The organism is Pseudomonas sp. RC10-4-2 (genome assembly GCF_050433085.1).
Taxonomy (GTDB): Bacteria; Pseudomonadota; Gammaproteobacteria; order Pseudomonadales; family Pseudomonadaceae; genus Pseudomonas; species Pseudomonas aeruginosa.
In genome coordinates this window covers 257,277-279,739 of the sequence record NZ_JBNPXX010000003.1, presented here as the reverse complement: position 1 = coordinate 279,739, position 22,463 = coordinate 257,277, and the positions used below count along the sequence as shown (strand labels likewise).

General features: G+C 68.3%; 22 protein-coding genes. 15 read left to right on the top strand and 7 right to left on the bottom strand.

From position 1 onward, the window contains the following. Positions 1 to 76: 76 nt before the first annotated feature. The 3 genes from FHW81_RS16795 to FHW81_RS16785 all read left to right on the top strand — a co-directional run bounded on the left by FHW81_RS16795 (position 77) and on the right by FHW81_RS16785 (position 3,009). Positions 77 to 667: a TetR/AcrR family transcriptional regulator gene (locus FHW81_RS16795; RefSeq protein ID WP_003113746.1), complete on the top strand. Its 591-nt coding sequence runs from the start codon at positions 77 to 79 to the stop codon at positions 665 to 667. A gap of 7 nt (positions 668 to 674) precedes the next feature. Further along, positions 675 to 1,190 (top strand): GNAT family N-acetyltransferase, encoded by a 516-nt coding sequence (locus tag FHW81_RS16790; RefSeq protein ID WP_003089295.1) that lies wholly within the window; start codon positions 675 to 677, stop codon positions 1,188 to 1,190. A gap of 121 nt (positions 1,191 to 1,311) precedes the next feature. After that, complete coding sequence (locus FHW81_RS16785; protein WP_003110751.1) at positions 1,312 to 3,009, top strand: peptidoglycan D,D-transpeptidase FtsI family protein; 1,698 nt, start codon at positions 1,312 to 1,314, stop codon at positions 3,007 to 3,009. Positions 3,010 to 3,016: 7 nt separating this feature from the next. Here the strand turns inward: FHW81_RS16785 and soxR are convergent, their stop codons facing one another. After that, positions 3,017 to 3,487 (bottom strand): redox-sensitive transcriptional activator SoxR, encoded by a 471-nt coding sequence (gene soxR, locus FHW81_RS16780; RefSeq protein WP_003089301.1) that lies wholly within the window; start codon positions 3,485 to 3,487, stop codon positions 3,017 to 3,019. Positions 3,488 to 3,564: 77 nt separating this feature from the next. On the opposite strand from soxR, the gene pumA reads away from it, so the two are divergent. After that, complete coding sequence (pumA, locus tag FHW81_RS16775) at positions 3,565 to 3,942, top strand: monooxygenase PumA (RefSeq protein ID WP_003089304.1); 378 nt, start codon at positions 3,565 to 3,567, stop codon at positions 3,940 to 3,942. Between the two features lie 24 nt (positions 3,943 to 3,966). Here pumA and FHW81_RS16770 read toward each other — a convergent pair whose 3' ends face one another. Next, positions 3,967 to 5,028 (bottom strand): NAD(P)-dependent alcohol dehydrogenase, encoded by a 1,062-nt coding sequence (locus FHW81_RS16770; protein WP_116802728.1) that lies wholly within the window; start codon positions 5,026 to 5,028, stop codon positions 3,967 to 3,969. Between the two features lie 208 nt (positions 5,029 to 5,236). Between FHW81_RS16770 and FHW81_RS16765 the strand changes: the two genes are divergently transcribed. From FHW81_RS16765 to arsH, 5 genes are all read left to right on the top strand, one after another. Then, entirely contained in the window at positions 5,237 to 6,127 is an 891-nt protein-coding gene (locus FHW81_RS16765; protein WP_010792992.1) for an AraC family transcriptional regulator, read from the top strand. Between the two features lie 78 nt (positions 6,128 to 6,205). Then, complete coding sequence (locus FHW81_RS16760; RefSeq protein ID WP_003089312.1) at positions 6,206 to 6,556, top strand: metalloregulator ArsR/SmtB family transcription factor; 351 nt, start codon at positions 6,206 to 6,208, stop codon at positions 6,554 to 6,556. A 13-nt stretch (positions 6,557 to 6,569) separates the two neighbouring features. Beyond that, on the top strand, positions 6,570 to 7,853 hold the full coding sequence (locus FHW81_RS16755; protein WP_058180304.1) for an arsenic transporter: 1,284 nt from the start codon (positions 6,570 to 6,572) through the stop codon (positions 7,851 to 7,853). 31 nt (positions 7,854 to 7,884) lie between these two features. Then, a complete protein-coding gene (locus FHW81_RS16750) occupies positions 7,885 to 8,355 on the top strand; it encodes an arsenate reductase ArsC (protein WP_003112098.1) in 471 nt (156 codons plus the stop codon). 11 nt (positions 8,356 to 8,366) lie between these two features. Then, complete coding sequence (arsH, locus tag FHW81_RS16745; RefSeq protein WP_003117819.1) at positions 8,367 to 9,059, top strand: arsenical resistance protein ArsH; 693 nt, start codon at positions 8,367 to 8,369, stop codon at positions 9,057 to 9,059. Positions 9,060 to 9,071: 12 nt separating this feature from the next. Here arsH and FHW81_RS16740 read toward each other — a convergent pair whose 3' ends face one another. Further along, positions 9,072 to 9,926, bottom strand: coding sequence for a helix-turn-helix transcriptional regulator (locus FHW81_RS16740; protein WP_003122741.1), 855 nt, complete (start codon positions 9,924 to 9,926; stop codon positions 9,072 to 9,074). A gap of 287 nt (positions 9,927 to 10,213) precedes the next feature. Here FHW81_RS16740 and FHW81_RS16735 point away from each other — a divergent pair, with 287 nt between their 5' ends. Genes FHW81_RS16735 through FHW81_RS16710 form a run of 6 tightly spaced genes read left to right on the top strand, consistent with a single transcriptional unit; the run spans position 10,214 to position 15,600 of the window. Continuing rightward, on the top strand, positions 10,214 to 10,642 hold the full coding sequence (locus FHW81_RS16735; RefSeq protein WP_003089323.1) for a hypothetical protein: 429 nt from the start codon (positions 10,214 to 10,216) through the stop codon (positions 10,640 to 10,642). 6 nt (positions 10,643 to 10,648) lie between these two features. Further along, a complete protein-coding gene (locus tag FHW81_RS16730) occupies positions 10,649 to 12,106 on the top strand; it encodes a M48 family metalloprotease (protein ID WP_429479544.1) in 1,458 nt (485 codons plus the stop codon). Beyond that, positions 12,103 to 12,774 (top strand): hypothetical protein, encoded by a 672-nt coding sequence (locus tag FHW81_RS16725; protein ID WP_003122739.1) that lies wholly within the window; start codon positions 12,103 to 12,105, stop codon positions 12,772 to 12,774. Before FHW81_RS16730 ends, FHW81_RS16725 begins: the two co-directional genes overlap by 4 nt. Beyond that, on the top strand, positions 12,771 to 13,433 hold the full coding sequence (locus FHW81_RS16720) for a hypothetical protein (protein ID WP_003089328.1): 663 nt from the start codon (positions 12,771 to 12,773) through the stop codon (positions 13,431 to 13,433). Before FHW81_RS16725 ends, FHW81_RS16720 begins: the two co-directional genes overlap by 4 nt. Further along, entirely contained in the window at positions 13,434 to 14,978 is a 1,545-nt protein-coding gene (locus FHW81_RS16715) for a M48 family metallopeptidase (RefSeq protein ID WP_003117821.1), read from the top strand. Then, positions 14,965 to 15,600 carry a hypothetical protein gene (locus tag FHW81_RS16710; RefSeq protein WP_003160276.1) on the top strand — a complete coding sequence of 212 codons (636 nt, stop codon included), beginning with the start codon at positions 14,965 to 14,967 and terminating at the stop codon, positions 15,598 to 15,600. The genes FHW81_RS16715 and FHW81_RS16710 overlap by 14 nt, the downstream gene beginning before the upstream one ends. 12 nt (positions 15,601 to 15,612) lie before the next feature. Here FHW81_RS16710 and FHW81_RS16705 read toward each other — a convergent pair whose 3' ends face one another. The 4 genes from FHW81_RS16705 to oprB form a co-directional block, all read right to left on the bottom strand. Continuing rightward, entirely contained in the window at positions 15,613 to 15,900 is a 288-nt protein-coding gene (locus FHW81_RS16705) for a hypothetical protein (protein ID WP_029610869.1), read from the bottom strand. Between the two features lie 120 nt (positions 15,901 to 16,020). Beyond that, complete coding sequence (locus tag FHW81_RS16700) at positions 16,021 to 18,153, bottom strand: TonB-dependent receptor family protein (protein ID WP_029610868.1); 2,133 nt, start codon at positions 18,151 to 18,153, stop codon at positions 16,021 to 16,023. A gap of 131 nt (positions 18,154 to 18,284) precedes the next feature. Beyond that, positions 18,285 to 20,696, bottom strand: a complete 2,412-nt coding sequence (locus FHW81_RS16695; RefSeq protein WP_003089344.1) for a glucose/quinate/shikimate family membrane-bound PQQ-dependent dehydrogenase — start codon at positions 20,694 to 20,696, stop codon at positions 18,285 to 18,287. Positions 20,697 to 20,849: 153 nt separating this feature from the next. Beyond that, on the bottom strand, positions 20,850 to 22,208 hold the full coding sequence (gene oprB / locus FHW81_RS16690; protein ID WP_010791672.1) for a carbohydrate porin OprB: 1,359 nt from the start codon (positions 22,206 to 22,208) through the stop codon (positions 20,850 to 20,852). Positions 22,209 to 22,463: the final 255 nt, after the last annotated feature.

Here is a 22,463-nt window from a genome sequence, read left to right as displayed (position 1 = left end):
GTATGTCAAAAATCATGGAGACATACGCAGCGTATGTCAATTATCCTGAAGCCCCTTCGCCACCCGGAGACCTCGCATGGCCCGCAAGCCTCGCGCCGAGATGATCGAGGAAACCCGCGCCAAGCTGATCGACGCCGCGCGCCGAGCGTTCGCCGACAACGGCTACGCCGGCGCCTCGATGGACGAACTGACCGCCAGCGCCGGCCTCACCCGCGGCGCGCTGTATCACCACTTCGGCGACAAGAAAGGCCTGCTGGCCGCGGTGGTGCAGCAGATCGACGACGAGATGAATCTTCGCCTCGGCGCCATCCTGGCTGCCGGCGAGGACCTCTGGAGCGGCTTCCGTGCCTACAACCGGGCCTACCTGGAAATGGCCCTGGAAGCGGAAATCCAGCGCATCGTCCTGCGCGATGCCCCGGCCATCCTCGGCAGCCCCAGCAGCGAGGCCAGCCAACTGCGCTGCCTAAGCTCGATGACCGGGCAACTGCGCGAACTGATGGACAGCGGGCGCGTCCGCCGCACCGACGCCGAGGCCCTGGCCTGGCTGCTCAACGGCGCGCTGGTGGACGCCGCCCTGCGTATCGCCAACGCCGAACACCCGCCGGAGAGCCTGGCCAGGGCCTGCCAGGCCCTGGACGTGCTGCTCGACGGCCTGCTCATGGAGTGAAAAGCCAATGGACTACCGCATCAGAACCAGCCGCGACGAGGACGCCGCGCTGCTCCCGGCCATCGAGCGCTCAGCCGGGGAAAGCTTCCGCCTGCTGCCCGAGCTGGCCTGGATCGCCGACGCCGGGGTCGCCGGGGTGGACTTCCATCGCCGCCTGATCGAGCGCGGCAGCCACTGGCTGGCGGAAGACGCCGATGGCCAGCCGGTCGGTTTCCTCGCCGCCGAACGCTGCGCCGACGAGTTGCACATCGCCGAGTTGTCCATCGCCCAGGCCCACCAGCAACAGGGCCTGGGCCGCCGCCTGCTGGAGCGCGCGGTGACCTACGCCCACGCCAGCCACTGCCGGGCGCTGACCCTGACGACCTTCTGCGACGTGCCCTGGAACGCGCCATTCTACGCACGCCTGGGCTTCCAGCGGCTGACCTGGCAGGAAGCCGGCGAGCGCTTGCGCGCGATCCTCGGCCACGAGCAGGAGATCGGCTTCGCCGCCGACAGCCGCTGCGCGATGCGCCTGGTGCTCTAGACGGCGGCAAAGGGCTTGACCGGCGGGTGGCGGGTGACGGTACAGTTGCCAACTGCAACAGGATGTTTCAGCACTGCCCCGGACGGGCTTCCGCTCTCCCTCTTCCCCAGTGTGCCCTTGCATGAGCAGTCAACGCCGAAACTACCGCTTCATCCTTGTCGTCACCCTGTTCGTCCTCGCCTCCCTGGCCGTCTCCGGACGGTTGGTCTATCTCCAGGTCCATGACCACGAATTCCTCGCCGACCAGGGCGACCTTCGCTCGATCCGCGACCTGCCGATCCCGGTCACCCGCGGCATGATCACCGACCGCAACGGCGAGCCGCTGGCGGTATCCACCGAAGTCGCGTCGATCTGGTGCAACCCCAGGGAAATGGCCGCCCACCTCGACGAGGTGCCGCGCCTGGCCGGCGCCCTGCACCGCCCCGCGGCGCCGCTGCTGGCCCAGCTCCAGGCCAACCCGAACAAGCGCTTCCTCTACCTCGAGCGCGGCCTGTCGCCGATCGAGGCCAGCGAGGTGATGGCCCTGGGCATAACGGGGGTACACCAGATCAAGGAATACAAGCGTTTCTACCCCAGTTCCGAGCTGACCGCGCAGTTGATCGGCCTGGTCAACATCGACGGCCGCGGCCAGGAAGGCACCGAACTGGGCTTCAACGACTGGCTGAGCGGCAAGGACGGGGTACGCGAGGTGGCGATCAACCCGCGCGGCTCGCTGGTCAACAGCATCAAGGTGCTGAAGACGCCCAAGGCCAGCCAGGACGTGGCCCTGAGCATCGACCTGCGACTACAGTTCATCGCCTACAAGGCGCTGGAAAAGGCCGTGCTCAAGTTCGGCGCGCACTCCGGCTCGGCGGTCCTGGTGAACCCGAAGAGCGGGCAGATCCTGGCGATGGCCAACTTCCCCTCCTACAACCCGAACAACCGCGCCAGCTTCGCCCCGGCCTTCATGCGCAACCGCACCCTCACCGATACCTTCGAGCCGGGCTCGGTGATCAAGCCGTTCAGCATGTCGGCGGCGCTGGCCTCCGGCAAGTTCGACGAGAACAGTCAAGTCAGCGTGGCACCGGGCTGGATGACCATCGACGGGCACACCATCCACGACGTCGCCCGGCGCGACGTACTGACCATGACCGGAGTGCTGATCAACTCCTCGAACATCGGCATGAGCAAGGTCGCCCTGCAGATCGGACCCAAGCCGATCCTCGAACAGCTCGGCCGGGTCGGTTTCGGCGCGCCGCTGTCGCTGGGCTTCCCCGGCGAGAACCCGGGCTACCTGCCGTTCCACGAGAAATGGTCGAACATCGCCACCGCCAGCATGTCGTTCGGCTACAGCCTGGCGGTGAACACCGCCGAGCTGGCCCAGGCCTACTCGGTGTTCGCCAACGACGGCAAGCTGGTGCCGCTCAGCCTGCTCCGCGACAACCCGCAGAACCAGGTGCGCCAGGCGATGGACCCGCAGATCGCACGGCGCATCCGGGCGATGCTGCAAACCGTGGTGGAAGACCCGAAGGGCGTGGTCCGCGCCCGCGTGCCGGGCTACCACGTGGCGGGCAAGAGCGGCACCGCGCGCAAGGCCTCGGGCCGGGGCTACGCGGACAAGTCCTACCGTTCGCTGTTCGTCGGCATGGCGCCGGCGTCCGACCCGCAACTGGTGCTGGCGGTGATGATCGATTCGCCGACCAGGATCGGCTACTTCGGCGGCCTGGTCTCGGCGCCCACCTTCAGCGACATCATGGCCGGATCGCTACGCGCCCTGGCGATCCCGCCGGACAACCTGCAGGACAGCCCGGCCGTCGCCGACCGCCAGCACCACGGCTGACCGCTGCCTAGCCGTCGTGCTCGCGGCCCTCGGCGTCCAGCCAGTGCGCTCCCGGCCCCTCGGCGGAAAGCTGGTCGCCGGGGTTGCGCAACGGGCAGGCCTGGAGCGACAGGCAGCCGCAACCGATGCAGCCGTCCAGTTGGTCGCGCAACAGCAGCAGCTTGTCGATGCGCTCGGTGAGATCCTCCTTCCACTGCGCCGACAGGCGCGCCCAGTCCGCCGCGCTAGGGCTGCGCCCCGCCGGCAGGGTCTGCAGGGCGCGAGCGATCTCCGCAAGGGGAATGCCGACCCGCTGGGCGACCTTGATCACCACCACCCGGCGTAGCGTCTCGCGACTGAAGCGCCGCTGGTTGCCGGCGTTGCGCTGGCTGCTGATCAGCCCCTTGGTTTCGTAGAAATGCAGGGCGGAGACCGCCACGCCGGCACGCCTGGCCAGTTCGCCGACGCTCAGTTCACGAGATGCGCAGGAATTCTTCATGATTGGCTTGACCTCAAGTTTGCTTGAGGTTTTACCCTGGGCCGGCCCTCGACACAAGTCACCCGGAGTAACCCGCCATGCTCATCCCCTCCTCCTACTGCTGCACCGACGATCAGTGCCCGGCCGCTAGCGAGCGGTCGCCGTGCTACGCGCAACTCATCGATATCGAGGTGGAACCCGCCAGCCAGTTGTCGCTGGCGCTGGAACAGAACGCGCACCTGCAACGCCTGGAACGCTGCTTCAGGAACTGCCCGGGCTACCTGTCCGCCAGCCTGCACCCCAGCGAGGACGGCCAGCACGTGCTGAACTACACCTGCTGGCGTTCACGCGAGGACTGCGAACGCGCCTGGCAGGCCCGGGAGGACGCGCAAGGCCCGCTGAGCGCGGGCGTCTGGCGGCTGGGGGCGAAAAGCGTGCGTTTCGAGACCTTCCTGGTCGACGCCGAGGGCTGCTGAGCCCGCCGGCGCCGACGGCCCGTCTCAGAAGGACTTCGGCAGGGAGGCCATGTCGATCACGAAGCGATACTTCACGTCGCTGGCCAGCATCCGCTCGTAGGCCTGGTTGATCTGCTGGATCTCGATCATCTCGATGTCGCAGGCGATCCCGTGGGCCGCGCAGAAATCCAACATTTCCTGGGTCTCGGCGATGCCGCCGATGGCCGAGCCGGCGATCGAGCGGCGTCCCATCACCAGTTGCGCACCGTGCACCGCCGGCTCCAGCGGCTCGAGCAGGCCGACCAGTACGAGGGTGCCGTCGCGCTTGAGGGTCGCCAGATAGGGATTGAGGTCGTGCTGGTGCGGCACGGTGTCCAGGATCAGGTCGAAGCGTCCGGCGACGGCGGCCATCCGCTGTGGGTCGGTGGAAAGGATCACCTGGTCGGCGCCGAGCCGCCGCGCTTCCTCTTCCTTGCCCGGCGAGCGGGTGAACAGGGCCACCTCGGCACCGAGCGCCCTGGCGAACTTCAGGCCCATGTGACCGAGGCCGCCCAGGCCGACCACCGCCACCCGGCTGCCGGGGCCGACCTTCCAGTGACGCAGTGGCGAGTAGGACGTGATCCCGGCGCACAGCAGCGGCGCCGCCGCCTTCGGATCGAGCCCCTGGGGAATGCGCAGGACGAACCTGGCCGAGACCACGATGCGCTCCGAGTAGCCGCCGAAGGTCGGCAGGCCGTCGTGGCGGTCGCGGCCGTTGTAGGTCAGGGTCGGGTATTCCGCGCAATACTGCTCCAGGCCCTCGGAGCAGGCCTCGCAGTGCCGGCAGGAGTCGACCATGCAGCCGACGCCGACCAGTTCGCCGACCGCGAAACCGCTCACCGCCTCGCCGACGCTGGCGACCCGGCCGATGATCTCGTGGCCCGGCACCAGCGGGTACAGGCTGTTGTGCCATTCGTTGCGCGCCTGATGGAGGTCCGAGTGGCAGACGCCGCAGTAGAGGATGTCGATCACCAGGTCGTCGGCGCGCGGCGCGCGGCGTTCGAAGCGATGGGCGGTCAGCGGGGTGCTGGCGGACTGGGCGGCGTAGCCGCGGATCTGTAGGGTCATCGGTGTGTCCTCTTCGCAGGATGGCGGGCCGCGACGGCTTGCTGGCGGCGGTCCGTTCGGGGGGCAATTGTTCGCCGGATGGGCGCCGCCGCAGAATGTCCATTCCTGTCGAAGCCTTGCCCATTCGTGCCGATGTTGCGTGCCGCCACTGCCCAGGCGCGCACGGGGTTGCTACGTTTGCCTCCCCTCCTGGAGAAACAGCCAAGGCATGAGCACTACTTCCACCGACATGGCGTCGCTGATCGCCACCCTGCAAGACGAACCGGGTTTCGACGCCACCCGCATCCCCGGGGTTCGCCTGATGCGCGCCGAACAGGCCTATCCGCGCAGCCCGGTGTTCTATGAGCCGCGCATCTGCATCCTCGCCCAGGGCCAGAAGATCGGTTTCCTCGGCGGCGAAACCTACCGCTACGACGCCGAACGCTACCTGGTGATGTCGGTGCCCCTGCCGTTCGAATGCGAAACCCACGCCTCCGCCGCCGAACCCTTGCTGGGAGTGAGCGTCGACGTGGATATCGGCACCTTGAAGGAACTGCTGCTACAGATGGAAGAGGCTCCCGGCAGCGACGACGACAATGAGCTGGCACCCAGCGCGCCGATGGCTTCGGTACCGCTGGACGCGGGGATGGCCGATGCGGTGATGCGCCTGCTGGGCTGCCTGCCGAGCCCGCTGGACAGCCATATCCTCGGCCCGCAACTGGTCCGCGAGATCATCTTCCGCGCCCTGCGCAGCGAGCAGGGCAACGCCCTGCGTGCGGTGGCCGGCCGGCACAGCGGCTACGGGCGCATGGCCAGGGCCCTGCGGCGCATCCACACCGACTACGCCAGTGCGCTGGACATCGACACCCTGGCTCGCGAAGCGAACATGAGCGTGTCGACCTTCCACCACAACTTCAAGGCGATGACCTTCACCTCGCCCCTCCAGTACCTGAAGAGCGTGCGCCTGTACAAGGCCTGGAGCCTGATGGTGCAGGACGGGCTGAACGCCAGTACCGCCGCCAACCAGGTCGGCTACGAGAGTCCCTCGCAGTTCAGCCGCGAGTTCAAGCGCTACTTCGGGCGCACGCCGAGCGAGGAAGTCCAGGCCGCTCGCCGCTAGCCGGCGGGAGCGGGGGCGCTTGCAATACATACGGATATCCGTATATTCAGCTTTCCATATATCCAGGAAGGCCCAGCGATGCCCAGCCCCGCCGAAGTGTTCAAGTGCCTGGCCGACGAGACGCGCGTTCGCGCCACCCTGCTGATCGTCGACCAGGGCGAACTGTGCGTCTGCGAACTGATGTGCGCCCTCGCCGACAGCCAGCCGAAGATCAGCCGCCACCTGGCCCAGTTGCGCAGTGCCGGGCTGCTCCTCGACCGTCGCCAGGGCCAGTGGGTGTATTACCGCCTGAACCCTGCGCTGCCGGCCTGGATCCACGAAGTCCTGCAAGTGACCCTGCGGGCCAACGGCGACTGGCTGCAAGCCGACGCAGCGCGCCTGCGCGACATGGACGGCCGCCCGCAGCGCGCCTCCGCCTGCTGCCAATAGCGCGAGCCGCCCCATGCTGATCGCCTTCGCCATCTTCCTGTTCACCCTGGTCCTGGTCATCTGGCAGCCCAGGGCCCTCGGCATCGGCTGGAGCGCCAGCATCGGTGCCCTGCTCGCCCTGGCGCTGGGCAGCGTCGCGCCGGGCGACATCCCGACCGTCTGGAACATCGTCTGGAATGCCACCGCCACCTTCATCGCGGTGATCGTCATCAGCCTGCTGCTGGACGAGGCCGGCTTCTTCGAATGGGCCGCGCTGCACGTCGCGCGCTGGGCTGGCGGCGACGGCCGGCGCCTGTTCGCCTTCTGCGTGCTGCTCGGCGCGGCGGTCTCGGCGCTGTTCGCCAACGACGGCGCGGCGCTGATCCTCACGCCCATCGTGATGTCGATGCTGCTGGCCCTGCGCTTCAGCCCGGCGGCGACCCTGGCCTTCGTCATGGCGGCGGGCTTCATCGCCGACAGCGCCAGCCTGCCGCTGGTGGTCTCGAACCTGGTGAACATCGTCTCGGCCGACTACTTCGGGCTCGGCTTCGGCGAGTACGCCGCGGTCATGCTGCCGGTAAACCTGGTGAGCGTCGCGTCCTCCCTGCTGGTGCTGTTCCTCTATTTCCGCCGCGACCTGCCGCCGGTCTATGCGCTGGAGCAATTGAAGCCGCCGCGGGCGGCGATCCGCGACCGCGCGACCTTCGTCGTCGGTGGCTGGATGCTGCTGGTCCTGCTCGCCGGGCTGTTCGCCCTGGAGCCGCTGGGCGTCCCCGTCAGCGCGGTGGCCGCGGCCTGTGCGGCACTGCTGCTGGCGGTGGCCGGGCGCGGGCGGGTGATCTCGACCCGGCGGGTGCTGCGCGAAGCGCCCTGGCAGATCGTGGTCTTCTCGCTGGGCATGTACCTGGTGGTCTACGGCCTGAAGAACGCCGGTCTCACCGACCTCCTGGCGCAGCTCCTGAACCGCCTGGCCGAGCACGGCGTATGGGCGGCCGCGCTGGGTACCGGACTGCTTTCCGCCGCCCTCTCGTCGGTAATGAACAACATGCCCAGCGTGCTGCTCGGCGCCCTGTCGATCCAGGCCAGCGACACCGCCGGCGCGGTGCGCGAAGCGATGATCTACGCCAACGTCATCGGCTGCGACCTGGGTCCGAAGATCACCCCTATCGGCAGCCTGGCGACGCTGCTCTGGCTGCACGTGCTGGCGCGCAAAGGCATGCGCATCACCTGGGGCTACTACTTCAGGGTCGGCGCCCTGCTGACCCTGCCGGTCCTGCTGGCGACCCTTTCGGCCCTGGCCCTGCGCCTGGCCATCTGACGGCCGCCGGCGACGGCGGCAGGAGCATCCCATGCGAGTCCTGTTCATGTGCACGGCCAACAGTTGCCGCAGCATTCTTTCCGAAGCCATGTTCAACCACCTGGCCCCGCCGGGTTTCGAGGCATGCAGCGCCGGCAGCCAGCCCAGCGGGCGGGTGCATCCGCGCAGCCTGGCGACCCTCGAACAGGCCGGCATCGCCACCCACGGCCTGTACAGCAAGGGCAGCGAAGCCTTCGAAGGCGCACCGCCGGACATCGTCATCACCGTTTGCGACGCCGCCGCGGGGGAAGCCTGCCCGCTGTATCTCGGCGCAGCGCTGAAGGCCCATTGGGGCCTGGCCGATCCCTCCGCCCTGGATGGCGACGAAGCCCTGCGGGATGCGGCGTTCCACGCCACCCTGGCACGCATCGAACAGCGTTGCCGAGCCTTCCTCGGCCTGCCCTTCGCTACCCTGGATCGCGACCAGCTCAAGCGTGAGCTGGAGCGCATCGGCTCGCTCTGACCGGAGGAAGCATGTCCGAACAACTACCCAACCTCGATCCCGCGCTGCTCGGCGACCCGCCCCCCGTCTCCGGGCACAGGCCGCGCATCCTCCTGCTCTACGGCTCGACCCGCGAGCGCTCCTTCAGCCGCCTGCTGGTGCTGGAGGCCGCACGCCTGCTCGAACGCTTCGGTGCCGAAACGCGGATTTTCGACCCTTCCGGGCTGCCATTGCCCGATGATGCACCGGTGGAGCATCCCAAGGTCCGCGAGTTGCGCGACCTGGTGCAGTGGTCGGAAGGCCAGGTCTGGTGCTCGCCCGAGCGCCACGGTGCGCTGTCCGCGGTATTCAAGGCGCAGATCGACTGGATTCCCCTGGCACTCGGGGCGGTGCGCCCGACCCAGGGCAAGACCCTGGCGGTGATGCAGGTCTGCGGCGGCTCGCAGTCGTTCAACGTGGTCAACCAGTTGCGCGTGCTGGGTCGCTGGATGCGCATGTTCACCATCCCCAACCAGTCCTCGGTTCCCAAGGCCTACCTGGAGTTCGACGAAGCGGGCCGGATGAAGCCATCGCCCTACTACGACCGGGTGGTCGACGTGATGGAGGAGTTGTTCAAGTTCACCCTGCTCCTGCGCGAGCGCACGGACTTCCTGGTGGACCGCTATTCGGAGCGCAAGGAAAGCGCCGAGCAGCTTTCCGCGCGGGTCGACCAGCGTTCGCTCTGAACCGCGTCCGCCTCACTCGCGCCCCGGCGGATGGCCGAAGCGCGCGCGGTAGGCATGGGTGAAGTTTTCCGGACTGGAGTAACCCAGGCGATAGGCTATCTGCGCGATCTGCCAGCGACCCTCGCGGACCATCTGCCGGCCGATCTCGAGACGCCGGTCGCGGACGTACTGCAACATCGAGCGACCGAACTCGTTCTTGAAAATCCGCCGCAGGGTGGTTTCGCCGACCCCCAGTTGGCGCGCCAGTTCGAGGCTGGCCGGCGGCTCACCGAGGTTCGCCTCCAGCAGGCGGCGCGCTTCATGGGCCAGGTCGCGCTGGGCGCGTGGGGTGCGCGCGCGACGAAGGTCCGCGCCGCCCAGGTAGGCGGCCAGCTCCACCAGCAGGCCCAGGGTCAGGCTCTCTTCGTGCAGGCGTCCGAGGGCGCCGCGGTATGGATTCTGGTAGAGGCGCTCGAACAGGGCGGTGATGGCGCCGCAACGAGACAACTGGGTAAAGCTCGCGCCGTCGCCCTTCAGCCGCGCCAGCGGCCGCAAGGCGCCATCGCCGGTTTCCAGTTCCTCTTCCAGATAGCTGGCGGCGATCCGCAGCCCGCCCAGGCGCACGCGGCTGCCCGCCGGCAGGATATCGAAGGCCTCCATCGGCTCGCCGGTGCCGAGCACCGAAGGACCGCCCAGGTTGTAGAGATAAGGCTCGCCGCCGTCGACGCTGTGCCGCCACTGGCCGTCGAACATCTGCACGATGCACAGGCCTTCCGGCAGCACCTTGTGGGTTCGCAGCGGCTCGGTGAAGCTCAGGTCGCAATCGAAATACTGCATCGACGGGCGCACCGTCCGCGCCTGGTAGTGACCGGTGGCGCTGCCGAGCATTTCGCGCGCGTCGAGGATCTGCGACTGGCTCAGGGGTGAAGGAGCGTCGAAATAGAGCTCCGTGTCGTGGTAGGGATTCCAGCTTTCCATGGCGTAGGTATCGGTGGGACGCAACCATCTGAACCGGTTCAGGCAGCGGCTTTCCAGGATGGTTCCGTGCGCTGATCGAACCGAACCTGTGGGCGACGACGCTTTTCCTGTGAGCGGCGGCCGCCTCGGTTGTTCGTGGCTCGCGCCTGTATTAATAGATGCGCCCCTTTTACATCGCGTTGCCAAAGGGGGCGAGAATGATAGCAAAGTGGACTGCGGCACTGCTGATGGGCGCACTGGCGTGGGGATCCTGCACGGCGCAGGCCGAAGAGGCGCGGCCGCCAGTCGCCGACAAGGTGGTGGCCTACCAGGGCCAGCAGGGGCTCAAGGTCTGGACCCTGCGTATCGGCGAAGCGGCGGCCGGCGAAGCGCTGTTGCAGGTCGAAGGTCTGGACCACGACTGGGACCGCCTGATCCACAAGGTAAAGGTGGAAAAGAGCGCCAGGGACAGTCGCTACTCCACCGAACTGAACGGCAGCAAGTATGTGATCCTGATCGTGCGCGACGGCTGGGGCGAGCTCTACCTGCCCGGCGAACAGCAGACGCGGCAGGTCGCCTATAGCGAGTCGCTGTCGTCCGCAGGCGAGCCCCAGGCATTCCTGACCGACTACCTCGAGCAGAAATAAACGCGGATGAGCCACGATACGCTGCGGGTAAGGCTGCTCGCATTCCTCTTCCTGATTCCCCTGGCGCTCTACGCCTGGTCCGCCGTGCAGGCCTTCCGGGTCGACTCGACCCTGCGCGACGAACAGTTCATGCGCGACTGGAGCGCCTCGGTGCGCAACGACCCGGACGCCGCCGGCGCCATTCCCCGTCACCTGTTCCGTCCGGCCTATGGCGTCGAAGGTCATCTTCACCAGTTCGCCGAAGACGCCGAGGCCATCCGCCGCGACCATCCTTGGCTGGCTCTGCGCGGCTGGCTGGCCGCTATCGGCAAGCTCTGCGCGCTGGCGTCGGCGCTGGTCGCGGCCGCCTTGCTGGCGAGACTGGAATACGACGGGCGCCGCTCGATGCGCTCGCAAGCCTACCTGCTCGGCCACCTCGCGCCGGCCTGGCGGCGCCTCGGTCGACTGGTCCCGCTGCACGCTGGCCTGCTGGTCGCCGCCCTGGCCAGCCAGTTGCTCTACGAAGCGCTGTGGAGCTACAGCCACTGGCACAGCCACGGCTTCGTCGCCCTGCTCTTCTCGCTGCCGCTGTGGCTGCTGTTCCTCGGCGCCCTGCTCATGCTGCGGCGCCTGCGCGGCGAACTGCTGCCGCTGGAGGAACCGGTGCTCCACCTGCTCGGCCGCGAACTCGACCGGGTCGCCGCGCCCGGCCTCTGGCAATGGCTGGGACAGATCGCCGACCGCGCCGGAGCGCCGCTACCGGACCATGTCGTCACCGGCATCGAGCACTGCTACTTCGTCACCCAGGCCAAGGTCCTGCTGGCGCCCCGCGGCATTCCGCTGGAGGGGCGTACCCTGTACATCCCGCTGACCTATGCCTCGGTCATGAGCGAGGCCGAAAGCGCCGCGATCATCGGCCACGAACTGGGCCACTTCGCCGCCGGCGACACCGCCCACGGTGCATCCCTGTCGCTCCTGCAGCGGCAGGTGCGCCTGCGCATCGAACGCATCGCCGCCCCCGAGGATGGGCATGTCGGCCTGCTCGGCAAGCCGGGCCTGTGGGCCGCGCTGTACTTCCTCGATCGCTTCGAGCGCGCCTACCTGCACTGGAATCGCCGCCAGGAACTGGCCGCCGACAAGGTCGGGGCGCGGGTAGCCGGCGCGCGGGTCTTCGCCATCGCGCTGCTACGCACCTGCGCCCTTGCAGGACTGATCGAACGCCTGCTGGCCAGCCCGCAGACGCGCAACCTGGTGCATGCGCTGACCGACCATCTGCGCGGGAACTCCCTGGAACTGGACGAACACGACAGCGCTCGCCGCCTGGAACACCCCTTCGACAGTCACCCGCCGACCTTCCAGCGGATCGCGGACCTTTCCCTGGCGCTCGACGACGATCTGCTGCGACAGGCAAGGCGCATCGTCAGCGCCGACGACACGCAGTGGCTCAACCGCCTGCTCGATGCAGGCCACGGGGAAAGCCGGTGATCCCGCCGGGCGCGCAAACGCCCTGCCCCGCCGGGACAAGGGGCGACGAAGCCACGCAGTTGCGGCGCTTCGTCGCCAGCGTCCCCAACCGGATAAGCATCGGCGCCGCCCGTGGCGCGGCGCCGCTGTCCGCCCTGCTCGGCCTGCTGCTGCTCGGCGGCGCCTGGACCTTGCGCGACCACCCCGGTCCCGGCCATGAGGCGGCGGCGCTGTGCCTGCTGGCGGCGGCCGCCCTCCTCATGTGCCTGGCCTGCCTGCAGCGCAACGCCAGGAGCGCGCCGTTCCTCGTCCTCGGCCAGGGGCGCCTGCGCGCCCGCAGCCTGTCGGCGCCGCTGGACCTGCTGGAGGTCGCCGACCTGCGCCTGGAGGACGGGGTCTGGTTCTCCGCGATAGTCCTCGAACTGCACGGCAAGGCGCTACCGGCACCATCCACGCGCCCGCTCGATCCGTTCGCCGCGCGTGCCGTCAGCGAATGCCGGGACGGCCCACGGGTTCGCCTGCTGTCCCCCGGCTGGCGCCTCAACGGTCGCAACCTGTCGCTACTGGAAGCCGCGGAGGTCATCGACCTCTACCTGGACATCGCCCGCGCCCAGGCCCGGCTCCGCCAACTGGGCGAGATCCCGCCCAGTGCTTCCTCTTCACTCCCAACTCCAAGGATATTTCCATGAGCAACCAGGAACCCCGGGACCTCGTCTCCAACCTCGCCGAAACCCTCGGTGCCGAACACGAAGAGCTGAACCAGGCGAAGACCGCCGAGGTCATCGCCCACCTGGAGCGGGTGATCGCCAACGTACCGCCGGCCACCGAGTTCACCAATACCCGCAAGTACGTGGTGCTGGGTCCGCTGCTGAGCATCGTGCCCTTCATCATGACCGGCATGTGGTTCTCCCAGGGCAAGCCGGGGGTCGGCGTCGTCGGCTTGCTGCTCGGCCTGTTCGGGCTGTTCCTCGGCTACCAGCATCGCAACTCCGGCAAGACCCCCTTCATGCGCCTGACCCGTACCCAGCTCTGGGCCGACAGCCTGTCGGCTCCGGTCGAGCTGGCCGACGTCATCGATTTCAGCGTCAAGGCCGACATGCTGCAAACCACCCAGACCCTCCACCTGCGGCCCGAAACGCCGCTGCCGACCCATCGCGCCGTACGCCAGGTGTTCGCCTCCCAGGCCATGGCCTTCAAAGGCAAGGACCCGCGCATCACCATCATGTCGGCCGGCCTGCAGAGCGATGGCAAGAAGCTGGACTGCGACGACATGGCGGCGATCCTCGACGCCTACATCCAGGCCGCCCACGCCCAGCGCTACCTGCAACAACTGCGCAGCCAGGGCTGAGTGAAGGGCACGGTCCATCCGCGAAGGCTGCTGCTTTGCCTGGTGCTGGTTCCAGCGCTGCTGGCGGGGCTCGGCGCCTGGCAGTCCTGGCGCGCCGAGCAGCAGGCCGAGCGACTGGGCGCCGCGCAGCAGCGGGTCGAGCGCGCGCTCGCCGAAGCGCGGGCGCTGCCGCCGAGGGCCAGCGTCCGGGTGGACGGCCGGGCCTATGTGCGCGACCTGGCCCTGGCGCGGCTCGACGAGCAACTCGCCGACACACGAAGCGCACAGCGCCTGAATCGCTTCGCCGCCGTCCTCGCCGATAGCGGAGCCTGCCTGGCGGCGCTGGTCGCCGTATTGGGAGCCGTCTCCCTGGCCGGCATCGCCGGCGCCGCACGCAGCGCACTGCGCTCGCGTCGCTGCCTGCTCCTGTGGTTCGAGCTGGGCCGACGCCTGCTGCCCTGCCTGCTCCTCGCCCAGATCGGCCTGCTCGCCCTGGCCCTGGCCTGTGCCGGAACGTTCGAGATCCTCGGGCTGTGGCGGGTCGGCCAGGTTCCGGTCAGCGAAGGACGCACCCAACTGAGCGTGGCGCTGATCCTTCTCGGCCTGCTGGCGTCGGCGTGGCAAATGCTGGCGAAGATCAGCCGCTTGCGCCTGCGCCCGGCGCCGGCCCTGGATGTCATCGGCCGCCGGCTGGGCGAAGAGGATGCACCGGAACTCTGGACGCTACTGCGCGAGCTGGCGGCGCGCCTCGACACGCCAGCCCCGCAGCACCTGTTGGTAGGTCTCTGCGACGGCTTCTACGTGACCGCCAACCGCGTCTGCCTGCAACCTTCCGGCGAGCATCTGGAAGGACGCAGCCTATACCTCTCGCTACCGTTGCTGGGCCTGCTGGACCGCGCCGAACTGAGTGCAGTGATCGCTCACGAACTGGCCCACTTCGCCGGCCGCGACGCCCATTACAGCCTGCGCTTCCTGCCGATCTACCAGGGCGCCGCGAGCCAACTGGCCGCCATCGAGGAGCAGGAAGCCAACGTCTTCGAACGTGCGGCACTGGAACCGGCGCGACTGTTGGCCGGGTACTTCCTCGAACGTTTCGGCCTCGCCGTGAACCACTGGAGCCGCCTGCGCGAATTCGCCGCCGACCGCCGCGCCGCACAACTGGCCGGTGCGCCGGCGATGGCCTCGGCCCTGCTGCGCAGCGCGGCGGCCGGCGCGCCGATACGGGCGTTCCTCGAACACTGCCTGCTCGCTCCGGCGCGCGCGCCGGACAACCTGGTGGACGCCATCCACGTCTACCTGGGCCAGTCCGGCCTGGAAGCACCGGCCCCCGGGGCGGAGGGACTCCAGGTCCATCCGCAGGATACCCACCCTCCGCTGGGCCTGCGCTGCACGGCGCTGGGAGAGAGCTTCGAACGCACCTGGGCCGGGACCGCCGGCCGGGCCGTTCCGACACGACCGCCGAGCCAGGCGCTGGGCGTCTGGTTCGGCGCCCCCCTGGCGTTGAGCCGAGCGCTCAGCGCCGACCTGCTCGGCAAGACCTGTGAGAATCCCCATGCAAGAAACTGACGAAACCCTCGACGAATTGCCGCCGCTGGAAGCCCGCTGCGAGATCCGCGAGGTCTCGCGGGGCACCGCCTGCGTTGCCCTGCTCGCTGGCCTGGTGGCTGGCGCCACCGGTCTCTGGCTCGCTTCGCTGCCCAACGCCTGGCGCCTGGCCAGTGGCCAATGGCTGTTCTGGCTGCCAGCCGCGCTGCTGCTGGGCGGCGGCCTGTACGCCTGCCTGGCGGGCGTGTTCCTCTACCGGCGCCACGGCCAGGTCGCGCTCACCCTGACGCCGGAGAGCATCGCCTTCGCCAACGCGCCGCAGGTGCCGATGTACACCTTCCAGTCGCTGGAGATCGAGCGCGGGCGCTGGCTGGAACTCACCTTCGCGACCACCTTCGACTGCACGGCGCCGAGCTTCGACAACCATGCCCGTTTCGACCCGCGGGCTTTCGCCCGCCCCGAAGCCCGCGCGGTGGCCGGCGGCAAGCGGGTCAAGCTGGCGCTGTGCGGCGCCGCGCTGAACGGCCAGAAAATGGAGCTGGAGCCGCTCGCACGACTGATCTACCGGTACATCCTCGCCGGCCATCGCCAGCGCGCCCTGCAACATCATCGCGCGCCCGGGAGCGACGGCAGCGGGGCCTGAAGCGAGCAACGCTCAGGCTGCGCGCTGGCGTTGCCAGTCCACCACGGCTTTCAGGCGCGCCACCACCTTGCGCACGAAGAGCGGGTCGTCCGCCACGCAGAGCTCCGCGCTGACCCACTCCGGCCAGCCGGCCCCCTGGCGTTCGCGGGCACCCAGCAGGCGCTCGACTTCGTCGCGCACGGCGCGCTCCAGGCGTTCGCTGGCACGATTGCGGGACAGGTGGAGGCGCAGGCAGGCCTGTTTCTCGCGCTCCAGGGCGCGGCGTCGGGACAGCGGCAGTTCGGCAAGGTTGTGGCTCATGATCGGTGCTCCTTGTCGCGCAGGCAGGCGATTTCCGATTACTGTACATCCATACAGTAATCGGAATTGACGACGCTGACAAGGGCTGGCCGGGTAGCGCGAACAAGCGCATCCGGCACTTCAGAACTGGTATTCGACCCCGGCTCCCGCGTACCAGGACAGCCCGGGGGCCGCTTCGTAGTAACGCCGGTTGCCGTCGCCGACGATGACCGAGCCGACGTACTGGCGGTCGAACAGGTTGTCCAGGCGCACCAGCTGGTGGAAGGCCCAGGCTCCCAGGCGCTGCTCGAAGCGGGTGCGCCAGTTGAATACCGCATAGCTCGGCGCGGCCTTTTCGCTGTTGCTGTCCTCGACGTAGACCTGGCTGCGGTACATGCCTTCCCAGCCCATGCTGATGCCCTCCGCGGGCTTCCACACCAGTTCGCCGAACAGGCTGCTTTCCGGCACGCCCGGCAGGTGCTTGCCCTTGCCGATGGTCTTGCCGCCGGCCTTGAAATCCGAATCGTAGGTGGCGGATAGCCGGGTATAGGCCAGGTTGGCGTTCCAGTGCTCGCTCAGTTCGCTCTCCAGGCCCAGTTCGAAGCCGCGACGCAGGGTCTTGCCGGCGTTCTGGTAGCTGGTGCGACCGCCGAGGGAGCTGGCGACGACGATCTCGTCCTCGGTGCGGATCTGGAAGATCGCCGCGTTGACCCGCGTATTGCCCCACAGGCGCGCCTTCAGCCCGGCTTCGTACTGGCTGCTGGTGGCTGGCTTGAGGCCGAAGTTGAAGACGTCCGGCGCGTTCGCCGCCACCGGCGCATAGGCCATCTCCGCCTGGGTCGGAGTCTCGAAGCCCTTGCCGGCGCTGAGGTAGCCGTGCAGGTCGGGGGTGAAGGCGTACATCACCGAGAACGACGGGGTGTTCTTCCGGTAGCGCCGCGAGCCGCTGGCATCGCCGTTGCTCAGGTAGCGGTCGTCGACCTCCATCTTCATGGTGCTGTGGCGCACCCCGGCCTGCAGGGTCCAGGCGTCGATGGCCCAGCTCGCCTGCAGGTAGGGATCGAGGCTGGTGGCGGTGTCCACCTCGTCGCGGCGCAACTTGCCCTTCACGCCGAGCTGGTCGCCGTTGAAGTTCTGGTAGCCGCGACGGTCGTCGCGGCTCTGGTCGTAGTCGAGGCCGACGGTCAGGTTCAGCTCGCCCGGCGCCTGGCGTACCGGTTGCAGCCAGCGCACGGTGCCACCGTGGAAGTCGCGGTCGAAGTCGATCACCGCGCCATTCCTCTGGCAACGCGGATTACTCTCGCATCCTATCTGCTTGGGTATCGCCTGATACTGCACGACACTGCGCTTGCCCACGTAGGCGTTGACCTGCAAGGTCGCCTCGCCGAAGTAGCGCTCGTAGTTCATCCCGGCCTGCTGGTGGTCGATGCTCTTGCGCGTGTCGTACAGCTCGGCGTTGGCGGTGACGGAGCGCGGGTCGTGCTTGTAGGCGTCCCAGGTCTGCCCCAGCGGATCTTCAGTGTCGTTCTGTTCCAGGCTGCTGTAGATCAGCGCCAGGCGGCTGTCGGCGTCGGGCCTGAAGTTGAGCTTGGCGAAGGTCTGGTCGCGGCGCGCGGCGCTGTGGTCGCGGTAGCCGTCGGTGTCCATCCGCGAAGCATCCACCAGGAAACCGACCCCGTCGCCCTCGCCTTCCGTGTACAGGTGGTTGCGGCTCAGGCCATCGCTGCCGACGGTGGTTTCCGCGCCGACCCGCGGGGCGCCCTGGCCGTCGCGGGAGAACATCTGGATCACCCCGCCGGCGTTGCTGCCGTAGATCGTCGAGGCCGGCCCGCGCAGTACCTCGATGCGCTCGGCGACGTCGAGGTTGAGGGTCGCGGCCTGGCCCTGGCCATCCGGCGTGCTGGCCGGGATGCCGTCGGCGAGCAGCTTCAGCCCGCGGATACCGAAGGCCGAGCGGGCGCCGTAGCCGCGCGAGGAGATTTGCAGGTCCTGGGCGTAGTTCTGGCGGTTCTGCACCACCAGGCCGGGTACCCGCGGCAGGACTTCGGAGAGGTTGATGCCGAGCTGGCCGTCGGCGATCTGCCGGCGCTCGATGCTATCCACCGAGAACGGCAGGTCGAAGGTGTCGCTGGGGTTGTAGCTGCCGGTCACCACCATGGGTTCGAGGCTGCGTCGCTCCTCGCCCTGGGCGGCGCAGGCGATGGCCAGGCCGCAGAGCGCGAGGGAGCCGGGCAACAGGTGGGAGACGAAGCTGGGACGGGGTCGGGACGGCATGCAGGGTTCCGCGGGTCGCAAGGTATCGAAGGGGCTTTGCCAAGGGCGGGAACGCGCCTCCCCTTGGCAAAGCCCCTTCCGGGCCGAAGCCCGGAAGGCCGGGAGCCGGCTGTGGGCTCCCGGTGGGCGGGTCATTGCCTGGGCAGGGCGTAGGCGATGATGTAGTCGCCCATGCGGGTGCCGAAGGAGCCGTGTCCGCCAGCGACGATCAGCACGTACTGGCGACCGTCCTTGCCGGTGTAGCTCATCGGCGTGGCCTGGCCGCCGGCCGGCAGGCGCGCCTGCCAGAGCTGCTTGCCGTCCTTCACGTCGTAGGCGCGCAGGTACTGGTCGAGCGTACCGCTGAGGAAGGCCACGCCGCCGGCGGTGGTGATCGAGCCGCCCATGCTCGGTACGCCGACGGTGAGGCCGATCGGCACCGGGGTGTTGTCGCGGCTGGTGCCGTTCTTGTGCTGCCAGACGACCTTGGCGGTGGTCAGGTCGATACCCGCCACGTCACCCCAGGACGGCGCCTGGCACGGCAGGCCGATGGGCGACATGAACGGATGCATGATCACCGCGTAGGGCGCGCCGGTGTTCGGCTGCACGCCGCTGGTCTCGCCCTCGCGCTTGCTTCCGCTGGGCACCTTGTCGCGCGGCACCATCTGCGAGACGAAGGCCATGTAGTTGGGGCTGGTGAAGAGGATCTGGCGCACCGGGTCGACCGACACCCCGCCCCAGTTGAACACCCCGACGTTGCCCGGATAGATCAGGCTGCCCTGCTCCGACGGCGGGGTGTACTGGCCCTCGTAGCGCAGCGAGCGGAACTGGATGCGGCAGAGCATCTGGTCGAACGGGCTGCTGCCCCACATGTCGCGCTCGGTCAGCGGCGGGCGCAGCAGGTTGAGGTCGGAACGCGCCTGGGTCGGCGCGGTATGGTCGCCCTCCACCGCGCCCTGCGGCGCCGGCACTTCGCGGATCGGCACGATCGGCGTGCCGTCGCGGCGGTCCAGCACGTACAGGCTGCCCTGCTTGGTCGGCGCGATCAGCGCCGGCTTGACGCCATCGGCGGTCTTCAGGTCGAGCAGGGTCGGCTGACTGCCGACGTCCATGTCCCACAGGTCGTGGTGGGTGAACTGGTAGTTCCAGCGCAGCTTGCCGGTGTTCAGGTCGAGGGCCACCAGGCCGGCGCTGAACTTCTCGGCACCGGGGGTGCGGTTGCCGCCCCACTGGTCGGGCATCTGGTTGCCCAGCGGCAGGTAGACCTGGCCGAGCTTCTCGTCGACGCTGGCCAGCGACCACATGTTCGGCGAGTTGCGGGTATAGAACTTGCCGGGAGCCAGGGGCTCGGTCTCGTCCGGGTTGCCGCTGTCCCAGTTCCACACCAGCTTGCCGTCGTGCACGTCGAAGGCGCGGATCACCCCGGACGGCTCGTTGGTCGACTCGTTGTCGGTGACGTGGCCGCCGATGATCACCAGATTGCGGGTGACCGCCGCCGGCGAGGTGGAGTAGTAGCCGCCCGGGGTGAACGGACCGATGCCGGCCGTCAGGTCGACCGCGCCCTTGACCCCGAAGTCCTCGCAGACCTTGCCGTTGTCGGCGTTGATCGCGATCAGGCGGGCGTCGGCGGTGGGCAGGAACAGGCGCCGCGGACAACTGGCGGCGACCGCCTTGCCGGCCTCGGAGAGCGCGGCCGGCGGCGCGCCGACGTCGCTCCTGGCGTACTGCTCTTCGTCGTAGTAGGAGACGCCACGGCAAGTCATGTGGGCGAAGCCCTTGAAGCCTACCGGGCTCTGGATCTGCGGATCGAAGCGCCAGATTTCCGCGCCGGTGTCCGGGTCGAGGGCCAGCACCTTGCTGTGCGCGGTGCAGGCGTAGAGCATGCCGTTGACCTTCAGCGGGGTGTTCTCGTTGGTCAGTTCGAGCGGATCGTCGGCGGTCGGCAGGTCGCCGGTACGGATGCGCCAGGCTTCCTCGAGCTGGCCGACGTTGGCCGGGGTGATCTGCTTCAACGGCGAGTAGCGGTCGCCGAACTCGGTGCGCCCGTAGGCCTGCCAGTCGCCGTCCGGCATCGCCGGGGCGGTGCTGGTCATGCCGCTGTCGCGGTCGATGCGACCGACGATCTGCCCCGGATTGGTGAACTGGCTGCCCACCGCGGCGGCGCCGGCCAGGACCACCGCCACGCCCAGCGCCGCGGTGCCCAGCGGCGCCGGACCGTCGGCCAGCAGCGGGCGGCGGAACCAGGGTAGCCAGAGCAGCAGGCCGAAGACGAACCACAGAGCCAGGCGCGGCACCAGTTGCCACCAGTCCAGGCCGACTTCCCACAGCGCCCAGACGGTGCTGGCGAACAGCACCAGAGCGTACAGGCCTAGCGCCGCACGCTTGCCCAGCAGCAGCAACAGTCCGCTCAGGGCCAGGCCGATGCCGGCCAGCAGGTAGTACAGCGAGCCGCCCAGGCTCGCCAGCTTGATGCCGCCGGCCAGCAGCGCCAGGCCGGACAGCAGGATCAACAGGCCGAGCAGGCTCGGCAGCAGGCGCGATCGACTGCGGTTACCTTCGCTCATCGTCCGGTACTCCCTTCGGGGTTGATGACAGGCATTGCTTACTCTCCTATTACGTTCTGCACGCCGGGCTGTTCAGCCCGCCGCGCCGCGTTGGGCGGCGCTGAAGAAATGGCCGCTGGCCATGACCGAATCGCGGTTGTCCGAAGCAACAGCCTAGAACACCGTCTGGATCTTGATCCCCGCCACCAGCGCGTTGTCGACCTCGTCGACCCCGCCCGGCTGCTTGATGTACTGCAGGTTCGGCCGCACCGTCAGCCAGTCGGTCACATGTACCCCGTAGTACAGCTCGGCGTTGTACTCGGTGTCCTGCAGCGGCTGGTACAGCGGGTTGTCGTAATCGTCGATGCCGTTCACCTGGTTCACCAGGCGCTGGCGCTTCTTCACATCGTCGTTGACATGGATGCGCGCGATGCCCAGGCCGATGTCGTCCTTCGGCCGCGCGTCGAACGGACCCTTGTAGACCATCCCGAGCTGCTGGTAGTTGTCCACCACGTTGGTCGCCTTGTCGTGGACCGTCAGGTTGGCGAACAGGCTCAACCCGCGCGAGGCATCGCCGTTGTGCGAAGTGACCTGCTGCTGCGCCACCACCCACCAGCCATGCTTGCTGCCGCGCGACTTGAAGTCGTTGCCGGTCAGCCCCTGCGGCTGGCCGTCGACGTCGTCGTAGACGTCATCGGCCTTCGCCGTGCTGTAGTAGTAGCCCAGCCGGTACTCGCCCGGCAGTTGCTCGGCGCCGACCTTCGGCTGCCAGATCAGCTCCACCGGCAGCAACGCGCCCTTGGTCCCGCTGCCGCTCATCTTGAAGCCGTTGCCGGTCTCCAGGTTCGACGGGTTCTGCTCGTAGGCGCCGACCTGCACGTACCAGTCCGGCGCGAAGTTGTACTTCACCCGCAACGCCCACTGGCTGACCGGCCAGTTGTACCAGATGCTCCCCGCCCAGTTGCCCACCTGCGAGCCGCAGAAGGCCAGGTTCTGGAAATCGCAGGGGAAGCTGTTGAAGTCCTCGCCCTCGCCGAAACGGCCGAATTTCACGTCCAGCGCGCCGTCGAAGTACTGCTGCTTGAGCCACAGCTGGGTCAGCCGCCAGGTCTGCCCGCGGCCCCAGACCTCCTGCACCGAGCTGATGTGCCCGGCACGCGGGTCGCCGATGCGGTCGTTGGAAAGGTTCTTGCCGTTGCGCTCGGTGACGGTGAACTGGAACTCGGTAGCCTTCCAGCCGAGGATCTTCTCCAGATCCATGTGCACGCCCAGGGCGAACTGGTCGGTGTAGCGTCCGGTCTTGTCGTCGTCATAGCCGCCATCGAGGTTGGCCGCCGCCTCGCCGACGTACTCCAGCTTGAAGTCGTAGCCCTTCTCCAGCAGCTCGGTGCGCTTGCCGCCCCAGTCGCCGAGCATCCATTTCGAGTTCGGCGAGAACGCCTCGGCGGCGTGCACCGCGTTGCACAGCAGGGAGGCGGACAATAGGCCGCCGGCCACGGGGCGCAGGGCCGGGCGGAGAAGATGGGATTTCACGCGAACGCTTCCTCGTTGCGAATGGTCGACTGGCCGCACGCAGCGACCGCTCTACTTCCTCGATAACCTTGCAAGGAGCAAGGGTTTATGAAGAGGACTCATGATCTGAGCCAAGCAGAACAATGGTTAATTTGCGAATGATAAGATCTTTGCAAGTAAAGCTGAAACGTTTCAGGCTGGAAAACAGTGTTACGGAAACGACAACGAAGCCAGGCGGCGGGCCTTCGAGCGGGTCACCCGGGTGGTGGCCGTGGC

Excerpts from the sequence above, each read along its gene's own strand:
- FHW81_RS16765 (WP_010792992.1), top strand. The coding sequence starts at position 5,237 with ATGAGCACTACTTCCACCGACATGGCGTCGCTGATCGCCACCCTGCAA.
- FHW81_RS16730 (WP_429479544.1), top strand. The coding sequence starts at position 10,649 with ATGAGCCACGATACGCTGCGGGTAAGGCTGCTCGCATTCCTCTTCCTG.
- arsH (WP_003117819.1), top strand. The coding sequence starts at position 8,367 with ATGTCCGAACAACTACCCAACCTCGATCCCGCGCTGCTCGGCGACCCG.
- FHW81_RS16760 (WP_003089312.1), top strand. The coding sequence starts at position 6,206 with ATGCCCAGCCCCGCCGAAGTGTTCAAGTGCCTGGCCGACGAGACGCGC.
- FHW81_RS16785 (WP_003110751.1), top strand. The coding sequence starts at position 1,312 with ATGAGCAGTCAACGCCGAAACTACCGCTTCATCCTTGTCGTCACCCTG.
- FHW81_RS16790 (WP_003089295.1), top strand. The coding sequence starts at position 675 with ATGGACTACCGCATCAGAACCAGCCGCGACGAGGACGCCGCGCTGCTC.
- FHW81_RS16710 (WP_003160276.1), top strand. The coding sequence starts at position 14,965 with ATGCAAGAAACTGACGAAACCCTCGACGAATTGCCGCCGCTGGAAGCC.
- FHW81_RS16770 (WP_116802728.1), bottom strand. The coding sequence starts at position 5,028 with ATGACCCTACAGATCCGCGGCTACGCCGCCCAGTCCGCCAGCACCCCG.
- FHW81_RS16750 (WP_003112098.1), top strand. The coding sequence starts at position 7,885 with ATGCGAGTCCTGTTCATGTGCACGGCCAACAGTTGCCGCAGCATTCTT.
- FHW81_RS16700 (WP_029610868.1), bottom strand. The coding sequence starts at position 18,153 with ATGCCGTCCCGACCCCGTCCCAGCTTCGTCTCCCACCTGTTGCCCGGC.
- FHW81_RS16705 (WP_029610869.1), bottom strand. The coding sequence starts at position 15,900 with ATGAGCCACAACCTTGCCGAACTGCCGCTGTCCCGACGCCGCGCCCTG.
- FHW81_RS16735 (WP_003089323.1), top strand. The coding sequence starts at position 10,214 with ATGATAGCAAAGTGGACTGCGGCACTGCTGATGGGCGCACTGGCGTGG.
- FHW81_RS16720 (WP_003089328.1), top strand. The coding sequence starts at position 12,771 with ATGAGCAACCAGGAACCCCGGGACCTCGTCTCCAACCTCGCCGAAACC.
- FHW81_RS16740 (WP_003122741.1), bottom strand. The coding sequence starts at position 9,926 with ATGCTCGGCAGCGCCACCGGTCACTACCAGGCGCGGACGGTGCGCCCG.
- pumA (WP_003089304.1), top strand. The coding sequence starts at position 3,565 with ATGCTCATCCCCTCCTCCTACTGCTGCACCGACGATCAGTGCCCGGCC.
- FHW81_RS16795 (WP_003113746.1), top strand. The coding sequence starts at position 77 with ATGGCCCGCAAGCCTCGCGCCGAGATGATCGAGGAAACCCGCGCCAAG.
- FHW81_RS16695 (WP_003089344.1), bottom strand. The coding sequence starts at position 20,696 with ATGAGCGAAGGTAACCGCAGTCGATCGCGCCTGCTGCCGAGCCTGCTC.
- soxR (WP_003089301.1), bottom strand. The coding sequence starts at position 3,487 with ATGAAGAATTCCTGCGCATCTCGTGAACTGAGCGTCGGCGAACTGGCC.
- FHW81_RS16755 (WP_058180304.1), top strand. The coding sequence starts at position 6,570 with ATGCTGATCGCCTTCGCCATCTTCCTGTTCACCCTGGTCCTGGTCATC.